The sequence below is a fragment of the Larkinella soli genome (assembly GCF_003703975.1).
Taxonomy (GTDB): Bacteria; Bacteroidota; Bacteroidia; order Cytophagales; family Spirosomataceae; genus Larkinella; species Larkinella soli.
Map to the genome: position 1 here is coordinate 12993 of NZ_QTJY01000001.1, position 24577 is coordinate 37569.

At 59.1% G+C, this 24577-nt stretch carries 22 protein-coding genes; 13 read left to right on the top strand and 9 right to left on the bottom strand.

Annotation, left to right across the window (positions count from 1 at the left end):
• The first annotated feature begins 19 nt into the window (after positions 1-19).
• Complete coding sequence (locus DX909_RS01930; RefSeq protein WP_128543367.1) at positions 20-595, top strand: hypothetical protein; 576 nt, start codon at positions 20-22, stop codon at positions 593-595.
• A gap of 12 nt (positions 596-607) precedes the next feature.
• Positions 608-1813 (top strand): hypothetical protein, encoded by a 1206-nt coding sequence (locus tag DX909_RS01935; protein WP_128543368.1) that lies wholly within the window; start codon positions 608-610, stop codon positions 1811-1813.
• A 111-nt stretch (positions 1814-1924) separates the two neighbouring features.
• Here the strand turns inward: DX909_RS01935 and DX909_RS01940 are convergent, their stop codons facing one another.
• The 3 genes from DX909_RS01940 to DX909_RS01950 all read right to left on the bottom strand — a co-directional run bounded on the left by DX909_RS01940 (position 1925) and on the right by DX909_RS01950 (position 5466).
• Positions 1925-2320 (bottom strand): response regulator, encoded by a 396-nt coding sequence (locus DX909_RS01940; protein ID WP_128543369.1) that lies wholly within the window; start codon positions 2318-2320, stop codon positions 1925-1927.
• Positions 2321-2415: 95 nt separating this feature from the next.
• On the bottom strand, positions 2416-3348 hold the full coding sequence (locus DX909_RS01945) for a zinc metalloprotease (RefSeq protein WP_164851177.1): 933 nt from the start codon (positions 3346-3348) through the stop codon (positions 2416-2418).
• Positions 3349-3492: 144 nt separating this feature from the next.
• Positions 3493-5466: a KUP/HAK/KT family potassium transporter gene (locus DX909_RS01950; protein ID WP_128543371.1), complete on the bottom strand. Its 1974-nt coding sequence runs from the start codon at positions 5464-5466 to the stop codon at positions 3493-3495.
• A gap of 398 nt (positions 5467-5864) precedes the next feature.
• Here DX909_RS01950 and DX909_RS01955 point away from each other — a divergent pair, with 398 nt between their 5' ends.
• The 5 genes from DX909_RS01955 to DX909_RS01975 all read left to right on the top strand — a co-directional run bounded on the left by DX909_RS01955 (position 5865) and on the right by DX909_RS01975 (position 11764).
• The gene (locus DX909_RS01955; protein WP_229310914.1) at positions 5865-6839 is read left to right on the top strand and encodes a dienelactone hydrolase family protein; all 975 of its coding nucleotides are present in this window, start codon (positions 5865-5867) and stop codon (positions 6837-6839) included.
• Positions 6840-6950: 111 nt separating this feature from the next.
• Positions 6951-8546 (top strand): sensor histidine kinase, encoded by a 1596-nt coding sequence (locus DX909_RS01960; protein WP_128543373.1) that lies wholly within the window; start codon positions 6951-6953, stop codon positions 8544-8546.
• Positions 8547-8676: 130 nt separating this feature from the next.
• Positions 8677-9915: a sialidase family protein gene (locus tag DX909_RS01965; protein WP_128543374.1), complete on the top strand. Its 1239-nt coding sequence runs from the start codon at positions 8677-8679 to the stop codon at positions 9913-9915.
• Positions 9916-10068: 153 nt separating this feature from the next.
• Positions 10069-10338 carry a hypothetical protein gene (locus tag DX909_RS01970; protein WP_128543375.1) on the top strand — a complete coding sequence of 90 codons (270 nt, stop codon included), beginning with the start codon at positions 10069-10071 and terminating at the stop codon, positions 10336-10338.
• Between the two features lie 106 nt (positions 10339-10444).
• Positions 10445-11764: a hypothetical protein gene (locus DX909_RS01975; protein WP_128543376.1), complete on the top strand. Its 1320-nt coding sequence runs from the start codon at positions 10445-10447 to the stop codon at positions 11762-11764.
• A 320-nt stretch (positions 11765-12084) separates the two neighbouring features.
• On the opposite strand, the gene DX909_RS01980 is transcribed toward DX909_RS01975, so the two are convergent.
• Positions 12085-12393: a hypothetical protein gene (locus DX909_RS01980; RefSeq protein WP_128543377.1), complete on the bottom strand. Its 309-nt coding sequence runs from the start codon at positions 12391-12393 to the stop codon at positions 12085-12087.
• Between the two features lie 31 nt (positions 12394-12424).
• On the opposite strand from DX909_RS01980, the gene DX909_RS01985 reads away from it, so the two are divergent.
• On the top strand, positions 12425-12652 hold the full coding sequence (locus tag DX909_RS01985; RefSeq protein WP_128543378.1) for a hypothetical protein: 228 nt from the start codon (positions 12425-12427) through the stop codon (positions 12650-12652).
• 270 nt (positions 12653-12922) lie between these two features.
• Here DX909_RS01985 and DX909_RS01990 read toward each other — a convergent pair whose 3' ends face one another.
• Positions 12923-13297, bottom strand: coding sequence for an SPW repeat domain-containing protein (locus tag DX909_RS01990; protein ID WP_128543379.1), 375 nt, complete (start codon positions 13295-13297; stop codon positions 12923-12925).
• A 20-nt stretch (positions 13298-13317) separates the two neighbouring features.
• Positions 13318-14196 (bottom strand): SDR family oxidoreductase, encoded by an 879-nt coding sequence (locus tag DX909_RS01995; RefSeq protein ID WP_128543380.1) that lies wholly within the window; start codon positions 14194-14196, stop codon positions 13318-13320.
• A 309-nt stretch (positions 14197-14505) separates the two neighbouring features.
• On the opposite strand from DX909_RS01995, the gene DX909_RS02000 reads away from it, so the two are divergent.
• Both DX909_RS02000 and DX909_RS02005 read left to right on the top strand, forming a co-directional pair.
• Positions 14506-15510 (top strand): SDR family oxidoreductase, encoded by a 1005-nt coding sequence (locus DX909_RS02000; RefSeq protein ID WP_128543381.1) that lies wholly within the window; start codon positions 14506-14508, stop codon positions 15508-15510.
• Between the two features lie 85 nt (positions 15511-15595).
• A complete protein-coding gene (locus DX909_RS02005) occupies positions 15596-16084 on the top strand; it encodes a YciE/YciF ferroxidase family protein (RefSeq protein WP_128543382.1) in 489 nt (162 codons plus the stop codon).
• A 170-nt stretch (positions 16085-16254) separates the two neighbouring features.
• On the opposite strand, the gene DX909_RS02010 is transcribed toward DX909_RS02005, so the two are convergent.
• Positions 16255-17115, bottom strand: coding sequence for a manganese catalase family protein (locus DX909_RS02010; protein WP_128543383.1), 861 nt, complete (start codon positions 17113-17115; stop codon positions 16255-16257).
• Between the two features lie 102 nt (positions 17116-17217).
• Positions 17218-17709, bottom strand: coding sequence for an Lrp/AsnC family transcriptional regulator (locus DX909_RS02015; protein ID WP_128543384.1), 492 nt, complete (start codon positions 17707-17709; stop codon positions 17218-17220).
• A 126-nt stretch (positions 17710-17835) separates the two neighbouring features.
• On the opposite strand from DX909_RS02015, the gene DX909_RS02020 reads away from it, so the two are divergent.
• Positions 17836-19263 carry an MFS transporter gene (locus tag DX909_RS02020; protein WP_164851178.1) on the top strand — a complete coding sequence of 476 codons (1428 nt, stop codon included), beginning with the start codon at positions 17836-17838 and terminating at the stop codon, positions 19261-19263.
• Here DX909_RS02020 and DX909_RS02025 read toward each other — a convergent pair.
• Complete coding sequence (locus tag DX909_RS02025) at positions 19202-21040, bottom strand: serine hydrolase domain-containing protein (protein WP_128543386.1); 1839 nt, start codon at positions 21038-21040, stop codon at positions 19202-19204. The two genes, DX909_RS02020 and DX909_RS02025, sit on opposite strands and share 62 nt — an antisense overlap.
• Positions 21041-21181: 141 nt before the next feature.
• Between DX909_RS02025 and DX909_RS02030 the strand changes: the two genes are divergently transcribed.
• Positions 21182-22807 (top strand): Na+/H+ antiporter, encoded by a 1626-nt coding sequence (locus DX909_RS02030; RefSeq protein ID WP_128543387.1) that lies wholly within the window; start codon positions 21182-21184, stop codon positions 22805-22807.
• 492 nt (positions 22808-23299) lie between these two features.
• Positions 23300-24574: an exo-alpha-sialidase gene (locus DX909_RS02035; protein ID WP_128543388.1), complete on the top strand. Its 1275-nt coding sequence runs from the start codon at positions 23300-23302 to the stop codon at positions 24572-24574.
• Positions 24575-24577: the final 3 nt, after the last annotated feature.

Genomic DNA, 24577 nt, shown 5'->3' on the forward strand with positions numbered 1-24577 from the left:
TATCTGTCCGCTGCCGATTATGAAACCTTCCCTCCATTGCTGGAGCCTGTTGTTGTTCTTGCTGTCCGCGCCGGGTGGATTGCAGGCCCAGGATTCGCTCCTGATTCCGCTCCCGAAAGATCTCCGCCAGGCCGTAACCCTCGATCTGGGCGGCCCGGTGCCGGTATTCGGAGCAAGTTACCGGCACCGGATCATCCGTTTCCAGAGTGCGGACCGGCGCCTTTCCGGAGGATTTGAACTGAGCGCCGGACTGGGGGTGGTCCCCACGATTTGCCTGTTTTCCAGATGTCCCCCCACCATCTCCACCCACCATGCTCTTCTGTTCCTGTACGGAAACCGCTTGCAGGGGGAATTCGGGTATCACGGTACCTATGTCAAATCTTACTTTTTATTCTCCGACGTAGAGGGCTATCTCCCCGGGGCGGGAATCGGACTGCGCTACCATACCACCCGGCGCTGGTTATTCCGCCTTTCCGTTTCCGGCTGGATTTACGACTCCCGGGATTTCGGAGCCAACGCAACCGGGGATCTGGTCTGGAGAAAAACGAGGTATCTGGTTTTTCTGCCCGGTATTTCGGTAGGCCGACCATTTTAACCCCTGGCACCCATGAAATCGCTGCTCCGGCTCCTCCCGCTTCTGGTCCTGCTTTCCGGTTGTGTGAACCGGATCGAACTCCAGTCGGTGGAGACCCCCGTGGAAGACCGGGACCTTCCCTTCAAAACGCTCCGGAACATCGGCGGCTTTGGTGTGTCGGCCGATGGGGGGGTAGGCATCGCACTGGTCCGGACTGCTTCGAGCCGGAACCCCGGTTCGACCGATTACAGCCGGCCCTTTCTGTCGCGTTCCGAAGTGCTGGTGGTGAAAACCGACTCCCAGGGGAGGACGCTCTGGCGGAAGGTGGTTCTGACGGCCCTGGACCTGAACGAGAACGTGCCGCTGGTTCACCCGGTTACCGACGGCGGATTTCTGGTATTTATTTCCACCGATGTACCCCAGCCCAAAAGGTTCCTCCTTCAGCTCGACGGCCGGGGCGAGGTGGTGTGGAAGCGGGAAGTACAGACCCCGGAAGTGAAAGGCCCCCTGCTTTCGCCCGCGATCTATTCGGTCCCCGGCCAGGGCTTTGCGGTCGTCGGGCGGACCGTTACCACCGAAGGAACCGGGTATTCGATGGCGCTCCTGCGGTTCGATGACCGGGGAACGCTTTTGTGGAATCACGCTTACCCGCTGGATCATACAATCTTCGAACTGGCAGGAGTCGCTCCGGCACCGGATGGCGGGCTGGTGCTGTCCTGGTTTTCGAACAACAGTCCCGACGTTTCCTGGCTGATGAAAACGGATGCCTCCGGCCACCGGAAGTGGCTACGACGCTATGCACTGTTCTCGGCCCGCTGGGTGCAGCCTACCCCGGAAGGAGGATTTGCGCTGATGGCGTTCATGACGACCAGCCGGCAGAACGTTCTCTTTTACAGGCTCAGCGATGCCGGTGATATCCAGCAGGTTCGGTCTTTTTTACCGGCAGAAAACGAATCGGTAGCCGGCCTGCTGGGTTTCTTTCCCGTTCCATCCGGTTTTATCCTGAACGTCAATACCTACCCCGCCGGAATCCGGCAGGTCATGATCGACTTCAGCGGCAGGGAAACCGGCCGGCACCTCCTTGAAACCCCTTCTACCTTTTCACCCACGGCCGTTTTGAACGGGCCGGACCGGTCCACCTTCGTGCTGGGCCGGGGTTCTTCAGGTTCCGTTTCCCTGATGCGGGTCGGCCCGGAAGGCGTCCGGCAATGGCTGACCGATATTCCTGTCGGTGACTGACTTCCCCGGCGAAATCTTTTTTGGCCGAATCCGGACGTTGCCGATGTCCGGGCCGCAGGCGACCGCAATCCTTAAACGATCAGGACCAACGAGGAAGATAGCCGCTGGGGTTCAGGCGGCCAGAGCCTTCACGATGCCGCGGAGTCGCTCGACCAGTTTGTCAAAGTGTTTTTCGGCCGGGAGAACCAGACCGTAGCCGGCTTCGAGGCATTGTTTCTCATCGACGGACGGTTTTTCGCGGTCGATGATGATGACCGGGATGTGCTGCCACGCAGGGGACCGGCTCAGGATTTGAAGCAGCTGATAGCCCTTTCGGGCGGCCATGTCCCAATCGAGCAGGATCAGAGACGGGTCGGGATAAACGGGACCTTCCAGCGCCGGAAGCAGTTCTCCTTTTTCGGCAAAGAAGTACAGGACGGCCGTCGGCCAGGCTTCCTGAAATGCCTGCCGGTAGGTAAACGAGTCGTTCGGCTCGTCACTGGCCACATAAATCACCACCGGGTCCATGGCCGTAGGGGTAAGTTGATCCGCTCCTGCTCTCCCTGGAGCAGGGCTTTCAGAGGCAACATCGATCGGTAAACAGTTGTTTTTTCTGGTTAGGATCAGTTCCCGGCGGCCCGGACCGACCGGTAGAGAGCGTGTCGTCCGCCGGCGGGAGCAAAAACGGCCCGCATCCGGTCCCGCTGGCCTTTGGTAAAGAGGTGCATGGCGCCGTCGTCGACCAGTTCCATGAAATTCATGAACATACTGCCGGTTCCGCAGGACTGCTGCGGGTAGGAGGGCGTTCCGGTATAGGGTTCGCTCGTGGGGGGCGTATCCGGCACCAGGTCGGCATCCCGGCACTGGCCGGTTCCGTCATACAGGTGCAGCAGGTTCAGCCAGTGGCCGATTTCGTGGGTGGCCGTCCGGCCTCCGGAGTGTTCGGAAGCCAGCGGAGGCAGGGTGCCGAACACGCGGGGGTCGATCACCACCCCGTCGATGCGGGCATCCGAGCCGGGGAAATGGGCATAACCGGCGAGGGCAAGGTTACCCTCCCGGTCGGACAGTTCGGCTACCCAGATGTTCAGGTACCGATCGGTTGGCCAGGCGTCGTGGCCGCCTTTGCCGGTAAAGTAAAGCGGAAGGTCTTCTACCGGCACCCGGCCGGTCAGGTCCCGGCCGGCAAAGCCGTCGACCGGGCTGAAAGTCCGGGTGATACCGGTCGTCGGGTGGCCCTGCGGGTCAACTTTTGCGAGTTCAAATTCGATGCCGGTGTCGGCCGCCAGGCCGGCAAACTCCTCCGGAATGCGGCTGCGGTCCGGATTCCGGTTTCGGAAATCCTGGTTCAAAACCACGATCTGCGAAGTGATTTTAGCATCACTAACGTTGAAGTCGATCCGGCTGTAAAGCACATGAACGACCACCGGAATCCGGATGATTTCGGCTGAGGCCGGGTCGGAGGCAGGAATCGTCCGGTCCTGACGGCACTGGCTGAGGGTGACCCAGACCAGCAGCCCGCGGGCCATGGTCTGAACGGTGTTGAGAAATCCGGGCATGAGACGGAAATGGAACGATCCGGTGCGGAAGGTTACGGATGGATGACCCGGCGGCCGGGGGCGGGGTTGGAACCGTTCCATCAAACCCAAAGAAGCCCGCAGGCGGCTGTGAACGGCCTGCGGGCTTCTTTGGGTTCCGGGCCGTCAGGGCAAATGGGCCGCTTTCGCGGCCGGGTGGGAGTCGATCCGGGTAAGTTTGACGTTCTCGACCGGGCGGATCACCAGCGGCACTTTTTCGATTTTCACCGAGCTGCTGTCCAGTCCGAACCAGCGGTCTTCGGAGGTGGTGAAGCTCTTGACGAAAAAATAGATGTTCATGATGATCCGTTCCCGGAAAGGAAGGTCGTTTTCAAACGACAGGAATTTTTCCATCACCACAAAGCGGAAGTCGCCGATGACGTTCTGACGGTTGAGCGATTCGTAGCGGCTGGTGATGTCCACTTCCTTGTTTTTTACCATGTCTTCCAGCACTTTCCGGAAGAACAGGTTGATCCGTTGTTCGACCCGGAACCCGAGCCGGAAGGTGATCTTGTAACAATCGTCCACGGCCAGGGTATTGACCTTGTATTCCATCGTGTAGGGGTCGTCGGTGGTATCGACGTGAATGAACCAGTAGATGTCGGCGCGTTTGGGCCGCTTCTGGAAAATGGAATAGATGGTTTTCGTCTCGATCTCCGACTGCCGGGCGGCATTGCTCATAAAGACCAGGTGGGTGGCGTATTTCGGAATGCTGATGTCCCGGCTGAGTTCCTTGAAAGCCGTCAGATACTGGTCGATGCGCACGTATTCGGTCAGCCGCATCTTGATGACGTAAGCCTCCAGCCAGACGTACATCACCCCGGCGATGAGCGATCCGATTACCAGCGATACCCAGCCGCCGTGCATGAACTTAACGAGGTTGGCAACCAGAAAAGCCCCTTCGATACCGAGATATACCACCAGGAACAGCACGATGCCCCAGGTCGGAAACTTCTTGATGAAGAGGTAATAGGCCATCAGCATCGTGGTCATCAGCATGGTCAGGGTGATGGCCAGGCCGTAGGCACCCTCCATGTTGGACGCTTCGCGGAAGTACAGCACCACCCCGACGCAGCCGAGCCACAACAGGAAGTTCAGACTCGGTACATACAGCTGCCCCTTATGAAGGGACGGAAAACGAAGCTGCACCTTCGGCCAGAAATTGAGCCGGATGGCCTCGCTGATGAGGGTAAACGACCCGGTAATCAGGGCCTGGCTGGCGATGACCGTCGCAGCCGTGGCGACGATGATCCCGGGCAGCAGAAACCATTCGGGCATCAGACTGTAAAACGGTTTGCGGTCGCCCAGCGCCTGGCCCTGGATGGTCAGCAACCAGGCGCCCTGCCCGAAATAATTGAGCAGCAGGCAGGTTTTGACCAATCCCCAGCTGAACCGGATGTTGCCCCGGCCGCAGTGGCCCATGTCGGAATACAGGGCTTCGGCCCCGGTGGTACAGAGAAAAACCGAACCCAGCAGCCAGAAACCGCCCGGATACTGGGTAAGCAGCTGCCAGGCGTAGTAGGGGTTCACGGCGGCCAGAATGGAAGGCGCGTCGGCAATGTGGATGGCCCCCAGCACCCCCAGCATCACAAACCAGATCACCATGATCGGGCCGAAAGCAGTCCCTACCACGCTGGTTCCGAGGGCCTGGATCAGGAACAGGACGGTCAGGATAGCCAGGACGATAGGCACGGTGGGAATGTGCGGATAAAGCAGTTCGAGGCCCTCGACGGCGGAGGAAACGGAGATCGGCGGGGTGATGACCCCATCGGCCAGCAGGGCACTGCCGCCCAGAATGGCCGGAATCGTCAGCCAGCGGGCGTGCCGGCGCACCAGCGCATACAGCGCCAGAATACCGCCTTCCCCGCGGTTGTCGGCCCGCAGGATCAGCACGACGTATTTGATGGTGGTCTGGAGCGTCAGCGTCCAGAAAATACAGGAGATGGCACCCCGGACCATGTTTCCGTCAATCGGAAGGTCAGGGCCTAATATCGCGGAAAGGACGTATAGGGGAGAGGTGCCGATGTCGCCGTAGATAATTCCTAAAGCTACCAGTAAACCTGCTGGTGTCACTTTGTCCAGGTGGCGGTTGTCTTGCATAAACGGGGTAGACCTTCTGACCGAAGCAGCTCCAGCCCGATGCGGGTTTTCGTCTTCGGTAAAAAGGCACAAAAAACCTTTGCGGCTGCAATGGTAATGAAATTCTAATTACGTTATTCTCCCCACCAGCAATTTAATCCTGATTTAAAACCGGAGTGAAATTTCTTCGGAAAAGAGTACAATTCCGGAGCGCCGGGCCTGCATTTTTGATTGGTACCCAACCCGTTACAAATGCGGCCGGAGCGTTGTTGTCGTTACTCGCTTTCTGCCGTTTTTTATTCGGCGGTTTTGTGATAATTTCATCATTTCCTACCTGAACCGCCATGAACAACCCGAACCGACGGAGGTTTCTGAAAACCCAAATACTGGGCACTGTAGCTGCCCTTTCTTCTACCCGAATGACACTTCCCACTCCTGACATGACCGGTGAAGGCCAACCGGCCGGAACCCAGCTCGAACAGTATCAAACCTGCCTCGGCGGGCCGTTTCCGGACCCGGTTCCCCTGGCCCCCCGCATCCGTGAAACTCTCCGGAAAGACGGCTACCGGATCGAATCGCTGACCTATGCGGTGGAAGAAAACGACCGGGTGCCCGCCCTGCTGCTGATACCGGATGCCGTCACTCCCGGGCAGCCGGCCCCTGCCGTGGCCGTCTGGCACCAGCACAACGGCGAATACCACCTCGGCAAGTCCGAACCCGCCGGGCTGGCCGGCAATCCGATGCACCACACGGCGGTGGCGCTGGTCCGGGAGGGCTACGTGGTACTTTGCCCGGATGCGCTCTGTTTCGAGGAGCGGCAGGACCCGACCGGCCGGCTGAAGAACGGCGAGTACGAACGGTTCGAGTTTCTCCGTCAGGTAGTCCGGGGACGGAGCCTGGCCTGGAAAAACGTCCTGGAGATGCGCCGGGCCATCGATTACCTGACGTCCCGGCCCGAAGTGAAGCCCGACCGGATCGGTTGTTACGGCCACTCGATGGGCTCGACCCACTCCTGGCTCGTCGGGCCGCTCGAACCCCGGCTGAAGGCCATCGTCGGCAACTGCTGCCTGCCGACCTACGCGGCCATCGAACACGAACACCTGCTTCACTGTTTTCCCAACTTCGTGCCGGGCTGGAAGGAGTTCGGCGATACCCCCGACATTGCCGCCCTCATCGCTCCCCGGCGCCTGCATCTGAATTTTGGCGAACGGGATTCCGGCTCCCCGATCGCCTTTGTCCGCCAGGGCATTCGGACCATCGCGGAGGCCTATCGGAAAGCCGGCGCCCCCGACCAGTTTACGGCCTTCATCGAACCCGGTAAGGAACACGTTCTGTCGGAAGCCATGTGGCAGAAAACCAGGGAAGTGTTTGAAAGACAGTTGAAACAGGCCTGACGAGCCGGTATCGAAGAAAAAGGGACCGCAGGCTTCTAAAATAAATTTTTTAGAAGGAAGGCGACAGATTTGTTATATACTGGTAATCTTCGAAAACATAACTGTCCCTGAATGAATACGGCTTTTTCGCCAGATCACCTGTTGGAAAAAATGTTCGGGTCCGTGCTGGAAACCATGCTGGACGGCCTTTCGGTGTACCGCATCGTTCGGGACGAGAACGGTGCACTGGCGGACCTGGTTTATGAGTATGTCAGTGATCAGATGCTGAAGGATATCGGCCTGACCCGGGAGCAGGTGATCGGAAAGACTCAGCTGCAACTGTTTCCCGGAGTACGTCATTCCAGGTTCTGGAGTGCGTACATCACCGTAATGCAGACGGGTGAGAGTCAGACGTTTGAAGACCACTATCATTACGATGGTGTCGATAACCACATCCGCGGCCGGGTATCGTTGGTGGACGCCGACCATCTGATCAGTGCCTATCAGATCCTCAACGAGGTCAAATCCGCCCGGATCGAATCGGAGGAGCAGGCCCGGCTTTTGTCCAGCGTCATCCATAATTCACCGAACGGCATCATCCTGGCGGACCCCATCCGGAACGCCGAGGGGCGCATCGTGGACTTCACCTACCGGCTCACCAACGAGTTCAACGCCCGGGTGGTCGGCATGAAGCTGGAAGACATGATCGGCAAGCCCATCGGGACGCTGTTTCCGGGCTGGCAGGAGATCAGCCTGTTCAAATCCATGGTGCAGGTGTGTGAAACCGGCCGACCGATCCAGTATTCCGAGAAATATGAAAGCTTCGGAATCAACGCCTGGTTCAAATATTATTACGTGAAACACGGCGACAGCGTACTGATGTCGTTCCTCGACGTAACGGCCATCAAGCAGGCCCAACTGGAGCAGGAACGCCAGGCGCAGGCCCTGGCCCTCGCCAACACCGAACTGAAACGCTCGAATGAGTACCTTCAGCAGTTTGCCTACGTGGCCTCTCACGACCTGCAGGAACCCTTACGGAAAATTCAGTCCTTCAGCGACATCCTGACGACCGAATATGCCGACGGTCTGCCCGACAAGGCCCGGCAGATGCTGAACCGGATCCAGAGTGCCGCCGGCCGGATGTCCCAGCTGGTGCGCGACCTGCTGACGTATTCCCGGCTTTCCATGATGCCCTCGGAGTTTCAGATGCTCGACCTCAACGAGGTCGTCGACAGCATCCGGTTCGATCAGGAACTGGCCATCGGAGGGAGCAGTGCCAGCGTGAAACGGGGTCGCCTGCCCTCCCTGCCGGCCGATCCCGCGCAGATGTACCAGCTTTTTCAGAACCTGATCGGGAATGCCCTGAAATACGTCGCACCGAAACAGGCGCCCCGGGTCTCGATCGAAAGCCGCCTTCTGCCGTATCGGGAAGTGCCGGAAGGGCTGCTGCCTGATTTGCCGCCGGGAATGCCCGAGCGGGATTACTGGGAAATTGCCGTTTCCGACAACGGGATCGGCTTCGATGAAAAGTACCTCGACCGGCTCTTTCAGATGTTTCAGCGACTGCACGGAAAAACCGAGTTTCAGGGCAGCGGCATCGGGCTGGCCATCTGCAAGCGGGTGGTCGAAAACCATCAGGGCGCCATCACGGCCCGCAGCCGGCCGGGCGAAGGGGCCACCTTTCTCATTTACCTTCCCGCCGGAACCGAACCTGCCGATCCGGTGTGACGCCGGTCGCCGTTGCCCTGTTCAGCAGGGGTCGGTGACCTGACCAACCGGTTTCATCGATCCGCTCCACCCTCGCAATTTTTCCGTAGCTTTGCCGAATCATATTTAATCAGTCTAACTATAATTTCGGATGAAATCATTCTTTCGCTGTCTTCTGGCGCTGGTGCTGCTTGGGCAGGCTTCCGGTCTGCTCCGGGCAAAACCCATCTTTGCGGATACCACCCGGAGTTTTGCCGTTCCCACGCTTACCAATACCCCCAAAGGAACCGTGGCGCTCTCCTGGACGGAAACCGACCCGGCCGGGCAGATGGCTTTTTACTGGGCGGAATCGGCCGACCAGGGCCAGACTTTCGGTGCCAAAAAACTGATCTTCGCCGGGCAGGGGATCGGCAACTCGCGGCTGATGCGGCCGAAAGTGCTGTTCCGGCCGGACGGTTCGGTAATGGCGGTTTTTGCCCTGCGGGGAGGACAACCCGCCCAGGCCGACGGGCATCATGAGCACGGAGCCGCCCCGGCCCGCTCCGAAAACCGTGGAGGTGGCCGCCCGACGGACCTTCAGATCGTTTTCTGCCGGTCTACCGACGGCGGCACGACCTGGTCCCGGCCCGAGCCGGTTCACCAGGACAAGACGCCCAATGTCGTTCGCGGCTTTTTCGATGCCGTCGTCCTGGCGAATGGGGAGGTGGGCGTGGCCTACCTGAACGATATTCCGGGACGGCCCCACGAACGCGACCTGCGGTTCGTGACCTCGGCCAACGGGACATTCGGGGCCGGGCAGGTGCTCGACCCCTTCGTCTGCGATTGCTGCAACATCAGCCTTCTGGTCGACGGCAAGGGGACCCTCCACATGTATTACCGGGAAAATACCGACAACATCCGCGACATCGCCCACATGAGCTCCACCGACCACGGCCGGACCTTCACCAAATCCGCCATCTTCTCGGTCGATAACTGGAAAGTCAACGGTTGCCCGCATTCCGGACCGACCTCCAGTAGCGGGGGAGGGGCGACGGTGGTTGCCTGGTATTCCGGTACGAACGATGCCCCGGGCATCCGGGTAGCCGATCAGGCGGGCAAACGGCTGTTCGTTCTGGAGGATGCCTCCGCCCGGAACGCGTGGCTGGTTCCGACCCCGACGGCATCGGTCCTGCTCTGGGAACAGAACCAGATGGCTGAATCCGGCCCGCTGTCCGTAATAGCCTACCGGAGCATTCAGTCGTCGAAACCATCGGCCACCCGGACTGTCGACCACTCCGTCAACGGCACCAACGCCACGGGTCTGGTCAGTGGCGGCAAACTGGTGGTGGCCTATGAGGTCCGGAATGCCAACAACCGCAATTCCATGCAGGTCGCCCGGATCGATCTCTGATCGCTTTCAGAGTTTCTTTAATAATTGGCCCCGATTCTCCTGCCGGAGGGTCGGGGCCGTTCGTTTGGGCGACCGGAAACGAACATTTTACAAACCTGGAAACATTTTTGATTGAACAGAAAGTTAGTCGCTTAAAAAAAAACGCCTACCGGTATGTTATTGATCATCAATGGTATCTACAGAGGACAAACCTGGAGCAATCTGGTTTTGAACGTCAAGGATTTTTCTTCCGCCATCGAGCAGGTCGGGCGGTTCGTGGAGTTTGGACTGACGCTGCTGTCGGTTCGGGTCCGGCTAAAGGAAAAAATGCTTTTCCTTCCCGTCGAAGTTTTTGACGGCCAGCCTTTTGAGAAGCCCGTAGAGAGTATGCGCAGGCATTGGGAGGAAGTTTTAAGGACCACCGTCCTGCCGGATATAAACTGATTTCGTTCCGTTTCATCATTTCGAACTGCCGGTTCGTCGGGTTGATGGCTGGCCGGGTCCAAATCCCTTCCGAGATTTGGGCCTGTCCACCACCAACTCGAACACCATGAGACGGATTTTCAAGCAATTCCCCCTGCTCTGGGGGCTGGCCCTGCTGGCCTGCAACGATCCCCGGCCGGTCGATCCCGGCACCGACCCGCAGGTCGGCGGCCCCGTAAAAGGCTATCCGACCGAAGCCGGCAAACCCATCGGCGCTCCCTCTTCCAAAACCATCGGACCGGACGGTGGTACGCTCACGTCCGCCGACGGGAAGCTGACGCTGACGATCCCGGCGGGCGCCCTTTCCCGCGAAACCCTGATTTCGGTGCAGCCTTCGGAAAACAAGGCCCCCAACGGCGCCGGCCCGGCCTTCCGGTTCGCCCCCGAAGGAACCCGGCTCGCGAAACCCGCCCTGCTTTCGTATCGCTACGAGCGGGGAGAAATCTCCGGGCCTGTTCCGGGAAACCTCAATCTGGCTGCCCAGGCCGAATCGGGCGTCTGGAACCTGACGCGGGCGGCAGCCGCCGACACGACGAAGCAGACGGTTGCCGCCGAGGTCGATGAACTGGACCCGTTCGCCTTTATCGAGAAATACAAGCTTTCCCCGGAAAAGCTGGAGGTCATTCCCGGCGAGAAACGGCGGCTGGCGATTTATTACCATCCCCAGGGCTTTTTTCCTCCGGGCGGGAAAGGGGCCGAGCGCCCGCTTTCCGAAGCCGTGATAGCTCCCCAGGGCATTGTGCAGGAGGTGACCATCAACGGCCTGAAGGCGCCGAACCCGAACGAATGGGGAACCTTCTGGTTTGCGGGCCAGACCCGGCAGTCGGAATTCGATTTCGTCGCCCCCAGCAAAGTTCCGGTCAAATCCCGCAACCCGCTCGCGCTGGGGGTCCGGCTGTATGACCCCAACGGGAAAATGTACTTCCAGCTGGTTTCCAATGCGGAAGTGTTTCCGGCCGGCGAACTGACCGTCGACGGGAAAAGCTACGATGATCCGGTGGTGGTTTTCATGCCGATCGACAACCATTCGGTTCATATCCAGGTCACCCAGCGGCTGGCGCAGGTGGGCACCTCGGCCCCCTCGCAGGTGACGGCTTCCTTCAATTTTTACAAAGGCACCGGCACCTACACCCTGGACGGCGGCAACCTCGGCGACTACAGTGTCGGGGCTACGGTGGAAGGGAAAAAGGGATTCTACAGCAATCACTACCTGGAGGAAAAGGGAGGAACGGTTTATGTACCCGTCCGCGTCAGCATCACGGAGGTGATCAAAGAGGGTAAAAAGGTATCGGCGCGCGGGTCGATCACCGGTACGCTCTACAACGGAAAGAAATCCGATGCGATCAGGGTGGAGGCCTATTTTCTGGTGGCTTTCCCGCAGTACTGATCCGGCGTCTGACCGGACCATACCCTCACCGGTTCAGAAACTTTCGGGGTGCCGGCCCGACTTCCCGGTTTTATAAACAAATATAACTGAGGTCAATTATTAGGTTTGTGAAAAGGAAAGCCGGACATCGCTGATGTCCGGCTTTTTGTGGTTTACCGCCGGCCGAAAAATAATCAGACCGGCAAGGTGCCGGTCTGATTTAAAACCCATCATTCAAATAATTCAAGCATTTATTCCGACACCTTCTCGATCCGATTTTAAAGTCAGGTTCCCCGGCCACTGAGGAGCGCCGGAGAACTCAACGACGGAAAAGGCCGGGCTCAGTTCTGGGGTCCGCTGCCGGTGGCTGACGAACTGCGGTTTTTCCGGTTTTTCCGGTTTTTCTTACGGGTAGACGTACCGTCCTGGCTTCCTGAGGAGCTGCCGGTGCCCATGGTGGCATCGGAATTCCGGCCCTGACGGTCCTGCTGCATGGTGCCTCCCTGGGTGCCGGTGGTTCCTACGCCGGAAGTACCTGAACCCGTCGTGCCGGACCCCACGGTACCTGAACCCGTCGTGCCGGAGCCGGTTGATCCTGAACCCACGGTGCCGGAGCCCGTCGAACCTGAACCCGTCGAGCCTGTACCCATTGTACTTGAGCCCGTCGAACCGGATCCGGTCGTGCCTGAGCCCATAGAACCTGACGTTCCGCTGCCGGAGGTCGAACCGCTGCCGGATCCCGTCGTCGATCCGCTTGAACCGGAGCTGCCGCTCGTTCCGCTTTGGGTTCCGGACCCGCTTTGCGTACTACCGCTCGTTCCGCTCTGCGTACCGGATCCGCTCTGGGTGCCGGATCCGCTCTGCGTGCTGCCGCTTGATCCACTCTGCGTATTGCCGGAAGAAGTCTGAGCCTGAAGATGGAGCGTACCGGCCGCCATCATCATTGCTACTACCATCACTACCTTTTTCATAAGGAATATTTTTAGCGTTATCAATTGGTTTTGGTACGGAAAGCACCAGCCCGGCATTCAACGCTCGGTTTCAGGGTTCGACTTTCCGCTGTTTCTTTTTGTTTAACAGGCGCCTAACCGGATAGTATGAACCTTTTTCCAGATAGTGAGCATTCGGTCCCCGAGGTTCCGGTTTCCGGCTGGAAGCCGGGCTTTCCGTTCAATCCGCTCAGGCGGGGGGACGATGCGCCCGCGACGGCGTTGACGACTTCTGGGTCACCAGGCCGGCCACGATGGCGAATACACCGAACACGATGTGAGGCATATACACCTTGTTGGCAAAGCCGAACAGCCAGGGCGAAGCGATCAGAATGACCCCTTCCAGGATGTCGAGCGTCAGGTGGACCGGCATCGGGATGACGCGGAAAATGCCGTATTCATAGTCGGTCAGGAGGGAAACCACCACCACGAAGGCGCCGATGATGAAAGGAACCCACTGGCCCGCATCCTTCCAGGCAAAGCCGAACAGCCAGGGCGAGGCCATGAACAGAAAGGCACTCGCGAAATCGAGAATTCCGTGAATTCTGGTTGGGATGAATCGCATGGTTTTTTATCGGGTTTGGGTTAAACCATCGGTTTTCCGCCGGTGGCTCCGTAGATCATGCCGGTGATGTAGCTGGCTTCCTGGGAGGCCAGGAGTACAAAAATCGGCGCCAGTTCGACGGGTTGGGCGGCCCGGCCCAGCAGCGAGTCTTCCCCGAAGGTTCTCGTCTTCTCTTCGGGCATGGTCGAGGGAATGAGCGGAGTCCAGACCGGACCCGGTGCAATGGCGTTGACCCGGATGCCCAGCTCGATGGCTTCTTTCGCCAGCGACTTCGTGAAGTTGGCAATGGCGGCCTTGGTGGCGGCATAGGCCAGCAGGGTGGGTTCGGGCTGGTAGGCCTGGATGGAGGTCGTGTTGATGATGGCGCTGCCGGGTTTCATCTGAGGCATGGCCGCCTTGCAGAGGTAGAACATGGCAAACACGTTGGTCCGGAAGGTCATTTCAAACTCTTCCGACGACATTTTCTGAATGGAATCGTGGGTCATCTGGAAGGCGGCATTATTGATCAGGATGTCAAGCCCGCCCAGATCGGCCACGGCCCGGTTCACCAGTTCCTTACAATGGGTCTCCTCCTGAATGTCTCCCCGGATGGCTACGGCCTTCCGGCCGGTCTTCTCCACCTGCTTCACGGTTTCCTGCGCATCCCGGTCTTCGCTCAGGTAGGAGATCAGCACGTCGGCGCCTTCTTTGGCAAACGCGATGGCCACCGCCCGGCCGATGCCGCTGTCGCCCCCGGTGATGAGAGCCTTGCGGCCGGCCAGCTTTCCGCTGCCCTGGTAGGAACTTTCACCGTGGTCGGCATGGGGAGCAAGTTGTTCATCGCTTCCCGGATGATCCTGAGAAGTGGATTGGTAGGGAGGTTTCGGGTATTGTTCACGAGGGTCCTGAATGTTCTGCATCGCGTTGAGAGTTGTTATCTATGAAGGGTAACTCTCTGTACCGGTATTGTTTTCCGATCCGCCGGTTGAAATGAGCCAACGGGAACGGAAACAAGGCATCCGGCAGCAAATTCCAGGGGGCCGCCGGCGGCTGTTCCCGGCATCGGTCGCTGAAGGGTTCGGCAGGGGCCGGGGACCGTATCCTTGTTTTTCCGGTTCATTCCCGGTTTCCCTCAACCCCCCGCCGATTGTCCGGTTAAAGGAGCAGAGACCGGAAGCCGGAACACGGGTTTCCGGGTTTGCTTTCGAGAGAAAATCATCCCAGAACGTATGAAAGTAACATTCAAGCCGCTCAGCCAGCAGGTGATGGTGATTACGGGGGCTTCGAGCGGAATCGGCCTGGCCACTGCCCAAACCGCGGCTGCCCGGGGCGCCCGGCTGGTGTTGGCCGCCCGAAACGAAACGGCCCTCGCCACCGTAACGGACCGGATTCGGGCGGAGGGCGGACAGGCGATCTACGTGGTGGCCGATGTGGGGAGCCGGGAGGACGTCCAGCGCATTGCCGACCGGACCATGCAGGAATTCGGAACCTTCGACACCTGGATCAACGATGCCGGTCTTTCCATCTGGGGTCGCCTGGAGGAGATCAGCGATGAGGACCACCGGCGGCTGTTCGACGTCAATTTCTGGGGAATCGTGTATGGGTCGCTGATTGCGGTGGGCCATCTGAAAAAGCATGGCGGTACGCTGATCAACCTCGGCAGCGCGGCATCCGATGTGGCATTTCCGCTGCAGGGGATGTATAGTGCCAGTAAACACGCCATCAAGGGCTTTACGGATGCACTCCGGATCGAACTGGAGGAGCAGGACGCCCCGGTTTCGGTGACGCTGATCAAGCCGGCAGCCATCAATACGCCGTTCCCGCACCATGCCCGGAACTATATGGAATCCGAGCCGAAACTGCCGCCCCCGGTGTATCATCCGCAGGAGGTGGCCGAAGCCATCCTGTATGCCGCCACTCATCCGGAACGGGACATCTATGTCGGCAGCAGCAGCAAAATGTTCAGTTCCATCAATAAAACCGCACCCCGGGTGATGGACTGGGTCAGCCGCAACCTGATGGTCGACCTCCAGAAACGGGAGGAAACGCCCCGAAACCCGGTCGGCACCCTGTTCGAAGGCGGCTCGGGAGGGTTCGTCGACGGCGATGAGCCGGGATACGTCATGAAAACGAGTCTCTACACCCGGGCTTCGCTCCACCCGCTCCTGACCGGGGCTATCGTGGCCGGGTCCGCCCTCGCCATGATGGCCTGGCTCGGCCGGGAGCGCGGCTGAGGTCAGCCGGTCCGAAAAACCGCATAGCATTGAAATTACCCATTCTATACCTGATTACTAACTCTAACTACAAATTTCAACGAAGATGAAAACCATGCAGGATTTTATGGAGCACACGATCCAGGATCTGTACTCCGCCGAACAGCAGGCCCTCGAAATTATGCCCGAACTGGTCGAACGGGTGACGAACGAACAATTGCGGACGGCCTTCGAAACCCACATCCAGGAAACCGGCCAGCAGGTCCAGCGGCTGGAGCAGATCGCCCGGCAAATGGGCATCGAACCCGAAGGCGAAACCTGTATCGCCATGCAGGGGCTGATCGACGAAGCCCTTGAGCTGCTCGACCAGCTGGACGACGACCAACTGGCGGATGCGGCCATCATCGCAGCGGCCCAGAAAATGGAGCATTATGAGATAGCGGCCTACGGCACCGCCCGTACCCTGGCCCAGCAGGCCGGACAGGATCAGGTGGCCCAGCTCCTGGAGCAGACGCTCAGTGAAGAAAAATCGACGGATGAGAAACTTACGCAGATCGCCATCGGCAGCGTCAACCAGCAGGCCGCTCAGGCCTGACCCTCCCGCACGAATTCCGTACCTGAAGAAAAAGGACAGATGAGATTCTGTCCTTTTTCTATTGTCAGGGATCTGGTTTGGGAGCCGACTCCGCACATCAGGAAAAAACGCAGCCGAAAAAGTTCAGCTGCGTTTCGGGACAAATGGCTCGTTTTATAGTTCAGATTCGCTCACTTTTTCTCATTAGTATCCATCATCTGCTCGGTTTGAGCGAAAGCCTCGGCCGCCGGCGGACCCAGTTTCGGTTCCTCGCCGAACGGCTGGGCGAATTCCTCGCGGAAGGTCGATTTTCCGTCGATGGAAGCCCCTTCCGTCCAGCGCCGGTTCATGCCCACGGAAGCTTCCCGGTCGATGTTGGTGTTGACGAAGGTGTAACTAAACTCCTGCTGTTCATTGGCCTGCGGGAAACTGTTCGGGATGGGATGGACATTGCGGAGGTCGCCGTGTCCGAGTTCTTCCAGTACCGCCAGCCACTGGTTCTGGTGCATGGTGTCCCGGGCGATGAGGAAGGACAGCATATCTTTCATTCCCGCATCGTCCGTCATTTTATACAGGCGGGTGGCCAGCAGCCGGCCCGTGGATTCGGCCATGACGTTGGCATACATGTCGGCGGCCGTATTCCCGGAGCTGACGACCCAGGAGCCGTTGAAAGGCACCCCGTTGGCGTCGGCAGCCATGGCGCCCAGACCGCCCGAGAGGTAATGGCGGGGGTCCATGCCTCCCATGATGGCTTTTACCATCGGATTTTTTCCGACAAGATCATCGACCAGGTCGTTCGAGGCCCCTTCCAGGTTGAGCGCCACTGCGGTAGCCAGCATTTCGATGTGGGCGATTTCCTCCGTTCCGGTGTCCAGCAGCATGTCGCGGTAGCGAACCGGCCCACGGGAATTCCAGGCCTGAAACAGATATTGCAGGCAGACTCTGATTTCTCCCTCAATGCCGCCGATGGCCTGCTGCAACGCCCGTGCAAACTGCGGATTCGGTTTTTCGACCCGGACCCGGAACTGCAATTTCTTGTCGTGATAAAACATGATAGATGATGTATTTTAGTTTAATTCAAAACAGGACCGCCGGGGAGCCTATCGGAAAATTTCGTTACAAATGAGAATCCGGTCCATCGGGCCCGTTTCCCCTCAGATCAGCCGGTGCGTCTGTTTGACCGTATCCATCACAAAACTGCTTTTCGTCTGGCCGATGCCCCTGATTTCGTTCAGGTGATTGACGATAAAATGGTGGTAACTCTCCATGCTTCCCGTCACGATCTTCAGCAGAAAATCGAACTCCCCGGAGATATTATAGCACTCGATTACCTCCTCGAACTGCATAACGGCCTCGATGAAGCCACGGGCGGTTTTCCGGTCGTGATCTTTCAGGGTAATCTGACACAGGACCATGATACCCCGGTTCACCATCCGGTGATCCAGCAAGGCCGCATACTGCCGGATCACCCCCAGTTTCTCCAGCCGTTTGATCCGCTCGTGGGTAGGCGTCGCGCTCAGGTGTATCCTTGAGGCAATATCCCGAACGGTCAGTTTGGCGTCGTTCTGGAGAAGCCTCAGGATCTCCAGGTCTTTTTCATCCAAGGCCGGCGGGCCGGGCGTCGTTTGTTCCAAAGGGGTTGCCATTTGATCGGTGATTTGTTATTTTGTTCTATACAAGTTAAATAAAATTGTATTTTGTGCTAAAATTGGCATTAAAGATAGAAATTGTTTTCAGGTAAGGTAGTTTTGTGCAGCACAAATACGATGACCATGCCGCCTGTAAGAAACCACCTCATCCTTTTCATCGCCTGTACGGGGGTGTTTGTCGAAGCCCTCGACATTGCCATCCTGAACCTGGCCCTGCCCTTGATTCAGGACGACCTGAAGGTCGATCCGGCCACCATTCCCTGGCTTCAGACGGTTTATGTTCTGCTCTACGGCAGCTTTCTGGTCATCGGGGGGAAACTGGCCGACACCCTCGGCCGCAGGCAGATTTTTCTCAGCGGCATTCTGCTCTTTCTGGTAGCCTCGTTCGGGGCAGGGGTATCAGGCAGCTTCTGGGTTCTGGCGGTTTTCCGGGCGGTGCAGGGCCTGGCGGCCGCACTGGTGATGCCGGCGGCCCTGTCGCTCATCACCAATACCTTCACGGACCCGATCGCCCGCGGAAAAGCCATCGGCATCTTCAGCGGCTTTGCGGCCATCGGGTCAGGGAGCGGCCTGTCGGTCGGGGGGCTGATCGCGACCTGGCTGGGCTGGCAATGGGTCTTTTTCATCAACGTCCCCATCCTGCTGGTCCTCCTCGGGCTGACGATCCGCTTCATACCGGCCGACCGGCCCGACCGCTCGCCCTCCGTCCCGGACCTGCCGACGGCCCTGCTGCTGGCCCTTACCCTCCTGGTGCTGACCTACGGAGTCCATGCGCTTGGGGATCCGAATACCCCGCTCGGGCTTCTGCCTGTCCTGGTCGTGCTGTTGGCCGCCGGCTTTCTGAGCATTCGGTATCGGCTGGAGCGCCACCCGCACCCGCTGATCCATCCCTCGGTCCTCCGACCGTCGGCGGTTCGTAACGGACTGGGGGTGACGCTGCTGCTGGGAGCGGTTTTTACGGGCTATCTGCTCCTGATCTCGCTGCTGCTGCAACAGCATCTGCATTTTTCGGCGGCCCGGGCAGGGTTGCTGCTCTTTCCGTTCAGTCTGTTGTCGGCCGGGGTGGCCCGGTGGCTGATTCCGTCCCTGTTGCGTCGGTTTTCAGTTCTCCAGGCCGGGGTGCTGGGTATGGGCCTGATGGCCCTCGGATCGCTTGCCCTGCTGTCGGCCCTTCCGCTCGACAATCCGCTTCCGGTGCTGCTCCTGGCCGCGGCCTGTATAGCCGGTCTGGGCATTGCCGTTTGCTTTACCAGCCTGACGGTTCTGGTGGTGAGCGGGGTGCCCGCCGAACACCATGGTCTGGCGTCCAGCCTTGGGACCACCGCCTATTTCATCGGGGGAGGGCTTGGCCTTTCGGTCCTGAGTCTGCTGATTCCATCGGAGGGTTCCGGCCCGACCCGGCTGACCGGCCCCGTGCTGAGCCTGCTCTTGTTTGCCGGAACCGGCACTTGCTGGCTGGCGGTGTATCAGGCCCGGAAAGCCGCCCGGACTAAGGCTTTTGCAAAGCCGCCAGCTTCTCCCCGGTTTCTGTATCGGCAGGGTCAAGACTGAGCACCCGGCGATAGGCCGTAATGGCCTTCTCTTTCTCCCCCCGCAGCCGGTGCAGGTCGCCCCAGCGCGCAAAGACGATGGCCGAGCCGGGATGCTGTTCCTGGGCCAGCTGAAGAATGGCCTCGGCCGCCCGGAGCCGGGCCGGCCGCCCGTACATCAGGTTGTAGGCCATGTAGGTGAGCTGGTATTCATTGAGTTTCTGGGCGCGATAGCCTGCAACGGCTTCGGGAAGCCTTTCCATCCGCAGCAGTTCGTTGGGCAGGAAGGCGTTCTCCGGAAGCCGGGGCATGGCCTGGGCCTGCCCTTCGATCCGTACGGAATCGATCCGGCCCGACGGCCCGCGGAGGAAGTACCCTTTCAGGACATAATCCGTAAAAGCCACCGTGTCCCGACCGGTCGGAAAACAATAGATCGGGTGGCCGCTGTTGATGGTCTCGACGAGGTAGCCGTTCTCTTTCCGGAACTGGACCACCTCGTCGGGGCCGCGACGGTAGCGTCCGGCATAGGCCGAGAGGACCGAATCCGGCAACGACACCGGTCGGATCGGGTCCGGCAGGAAACCGGCCCAGCCGTACACCCGGGCCACGGCCCGCCGGATTTCCCGGCCCAGTTCGCCCGCTCCGCCGTCGTTGTTCATCGTGATGACCACCCCGTTTCCGCCTTTCAGGCTGCCGATGAAATAGGCCAGAAACCCGGCGTTGACGCCGGTATGCTCAAAATAGATTCCGGCCGAATCCGCGTTGTCGTTCCGGCGGATGAGAAATGGCCCCAGCCCGATGTCTTCCCGGTAAAAGCCCTCCGACACCTTTGCCGTCGGCCGCATCATGGTCCTGACGGCGGCCCGGGAAAGCAGACCGCCCCGGCCTTCATGGCTGTTCTGCAGGTCGATCATCAGCCGGGCGAGGTCGGAAGGGGTGCTGTAGAGTCCGGCCGGGGCCTGCTGCGGATACACGTAAGGCATTCCCTTGAACCAGGCATTTTCGGAATAGGCCCAGGACGCCCGGGTTTTAAAATTTGCGGGCAGCGGCTGGGCAAAGGTCGTATGTTGCAGGCCGAGTTTCCGGAAGACCGCCTTCTCAGTAAAGTCGGCGAACTCCTGACCGGTTACGTCCATCATGGCCTGCTGCGCGACCAGATAGCCCCCTCCGGAATACCGGAATTCCCGGCCGGGTTCGCTGTTGACGATGACGGCCCGGGTCCCGGCTTTCGGGTCTCCGGATAAAATTTCCCTGACCGTCGGCAGGGCCGAGGGGCCGGGCGGAAAGCCGAAATAGGACGACTGGCTGGTGCCGCCCCGGTGGCTCAGGAGCATGGCAAGCGTCACCGGGGTTTTCCGGGTCGATTCGTTTTCCGGCAGCTGCCAGGTTCTCAGATACCGGTTGATGGGCGTATCCAGTGCCATCCGGCCCTGGTCCACCAGCGTCATGGCGGCCACGGCAGCCACCAGCTTGGAAACCGACCCGACCGAAAACGGGGTTTCGGTCGTAACCGGCCGGCGGGTGGTCGTGTCGGCCAGGCCGTAGGATTTCGCCCAATCGATTCGAAAATGATGGACCACGGCGATGCTCAGGCCGGGAACACGGTGGTAGGCCATGCGCTCCCGGAGGTTCCAGGCCGGGCGACCGGCGACCGGGACGTAGGGCATCAGGCTGTTTTCGACCTGGCGGATCCGGTTTTCCACCGGGCCGGGAGACTGAGCCGGAGCCGTGAAGGGAGCAAGGGGGCAGAGCAGGAGGAGGGTGGCCCGGAGGGCGGCCCGGCAGGAAATGGGAGGCATGAATCGGGTCTGGTAACGGGTGGAATGCCACCGGAGGTCCGGTGTCCCTAAATTTAACCGAAGTACGGAATCCTTTCACGGGTTTTCCCATTATATTTCACCGGCCTGCCACCCAAAGGTCGGTTCTGTCCCTGTTCAGCTATGCAAGAGACCTTTCTGCTTTGTCTTTCTCTGGTACTCGGTGTTTCCCTGCTCGTCATGGTGGGTCAGCGGCTGCGGATTTCGTACCCGATATTTCTGGTCCTGGGCGGGCTTGCCATCAGCTTCCTCCCCGGCATTCCGCCCATCGCCATCAACCCTGAGCTGATCTTTCTGATATTTTTGCCGCCCCTGCTGTACGAAGCAGCCTGGTTTACCTCCTGGCGCGAATTCTGGAAATGGCGCCGGGTCATCATCACCTTCGCCTTCGGGGTCGTCATTTTCACGGCCGGCGCGGTGGCTCTCGTGTCGAATGCCCTGATTCCCGGCTTCACGCTGGCGCTGGGCTTCCTGCTGGGCGGTATCATCTCTCCGCCCGACGCGGTGGCTGCCACGTCGGTGTTTCGGGCGCTGCCCGTTCCCCGGCGGCTGGTGTCGGTGGTGGAAGGGGAGAGCCTGGTTAACGATGCGTCCAGCCTGATCGTGTTCCGGTTTGCCCTGGGCGCCGTCCTCTCCGGAACATTCGTGTGGCAGGATGCCGCCACGAGTTTTGTCTGGGTGACCCTGGCCGGAATCGGCGTCGGCATGGGGGTTGCCCTGGTTTTCTACGTCATTCATCGCTGGATTCCCACCACCCCAAGCATCCATACCGTTCTGACGCTGGTGACGCCTTACCTGATGTATATCACCGCCGAGCTGGCCCATGTATCCGGCGTCATGGCGGTGGTCAGTGGCGGTTTGTTCCTTTCCTTCCAGAGCACGACCATATTCACGGCCCGCAACCGGATGCAGGGCCTGCACACCTGGGCGACGGTCGGGTTCATGCTCAACGGTCTGGTTTTCATCCTGATCGGGCTGCAGCTGCCGGTGATCGTCGAAAGTCTGGGCGATTATTCCCTGAAGGAGGCCATCGGCTACGGACTCGTCATCACGCTGGTGATTACGGTGGTCCGGATGGTTTCCGCGCTGGGAACCTCGCTGTTTACCCGGTTCATCAGCCGCTATATCCGAACCAATGACTCCAACCCGGGCTGGCGAATGCCCTTCGTGTTCGGATGGGCGGGTATGCGGGGCGTGGTGTCGCTGGCATCGGCCTTTTCCATTCCCCTGCTGGGCAGCGACGGGCAGGCATTTCCGCAGCGTAATCTCATCCTGTTCATCACCTTCATGGTCATTCTGATCACGCTGGTAGTGCAGGGGCTGACGCTGCCCATCGTCATCCGGCTGGTTCATCCGCCCGACAAGGACGGCCTTCTGCCCGAACATGAACAGGAGGCCGAAATCCAGTTGCATCTTTATAAGGCGGCCCTGCATCGCCTGCGCGATCAGCACTCCGGCCAGATTTCCGAAAACGACCTGGTGGCGAACCTCGAAGACCGGCTGGAAAACGACATCCGGCTCACTACCCAGTGGCTGGAGGCCGAAGAATGTGACGAACATGAGCAGGAAGACCTGAACCGTTACCACGCGGTATTCACCGACCTTGTCCGGGCCCAGCGACGCGAACTGGCGCGACTCCGGCGAAACGGCAATTATGACGACGAGCTGCTGCGCCGGCAGGAAGCGCAACTGGACCTGGAGGAGGAGCGGGTTCACCAGTTCAGTTCGCTGATTGCCGTGAAAAGCTGACCGGCTGTCCCAAATCTTACAGATTTTGTCCCAAACCGGAACGTCGCAGTTCCGGCATTCGCGCATCTTTGTAGCGAGTTTGTAGTTTTCTCTTTTTAGCCAGTACGCGTCCATTCAAACGATGGAATAATTGCCGGTTAGTCCTGCCTGTTGTGATTTTTAATGTGTTCCCGTATGTTACCTTAGGTTAATTATTATATCCATAATTCACGTAGATAGATAGTCGATGATCAGTTTTTACATTCGTATTTTATATAATACCGGCATTTATTCCATCCTTTCGATCCGGTGATTCCGCACCGGATCTTCCCGTTTGCACCCCTCTTTTTGATGCTTGCACCCTTTCTCTGAAACCCCTGTAATCCAGGGGACGATCGGTTATTTGTCCTTTTGTATCAATTACTTTTTTGCACGATGGATCTGTCCTCCTCTTACTCCGGCTATTACGGAAAGAGAAGCGTTAAGCTCGTTTTCACGCTTCCCGCCTTTTTGATGAATGTGTATCGCACCGGGAAACTCATTGAGTTGATTTCCTTCATGATCTGGGAGCTTCAGCATTTTTTTGGTCTGATCGAAAAGGATAACTACCTGAAATTTACCGGCTCCCCCTATTATCGCCTGAAAAAAGGAAAGATCGAAGGGCTTCAGGCGGTCGACGCGGCCGGTGAGGGAAACCGGCCGGCGTTTACCCTGAAACCAACCGATACGGCCTGGAAGCTTTGCTTCATTTCGGTCGATCAAACGTATTGGGGAACGGTTCACGGGCAGGACAACATCCTGGTTTTCAGTCGGGACCAGGGCCGGACGCTGGAGCCCGCCCACGTTTTCAACCATCCGATCACTTCCCTGTTCATTTCCCGGAAAAACCACCTTTTCGTCTGTTCCGACGGGGGCCTGTGGCGGTCCGAAACCGGTACGGAGTTTAAACCCGTTCTGTCCTTTACGACCCGGATCAGTTACTTCCTGTTTAACAACGGCATGACCGAACTGCCCGACGGTACGCTGCTGATCGGCGAATACGGGTCCCTGTGGCTGGGCAAAGCCTGGAAAAATCTGGCCTATCTCTATTCGTCCGACTCCGACGGCCGCGAGTGGAAGAAGAACGATTTCCTGATCCGGTACGGGGTCAATAAGCACATCCATATCGTCAAATACAGCCCCCTCCTGAAGGCCGTGGTGCTGACCGACGGCGACAACAAAAAGCGCATCTGGCTGAACCGTTCGCTGCAGGATTTCGGAATTCTGGGGAAGACCCGGGAAAGCGGCTGGAACCTGCTGCACTCCTTTCATATCCAGACCGGCGGGTATACCTCCATGGTGGAAGCCGGCAATACCGTCCTGCTGGGCAGCGATTACCTCGGCGGTACCAATTTCCTGATGTCCACCGTCGACGGCCTGAACTACCGCAGGCAGGTGATTCCGGACCCGTACCGGCGCTGCCCGCTCATCAACATGGTGACCCGCAAAACCGCCGGCGGTACCGAAACCTGGGCCCTGCTGCACTGTAGTATATCTTCCGGTACGCGCTGCCTGCTGATGGTTTCCTCCGACGAGGGCCGGACCTGGAAACGGGTGCTGGACTACGACGGGAAAAAGGCGGAGGTCCGGCTGGTCAGTTCGTCGGACCGGCCGCAGGAAACCATCCTGATTTCCGTCATCACGCAAGGTCGGGATGGGGACGTACACCGGGTGTATACCGTCAGCGATCACCCGGAAGAGACGGCGGCCGAAGTCAATCAGGACGACTTTTCCTTTCACCCGTACTAACGC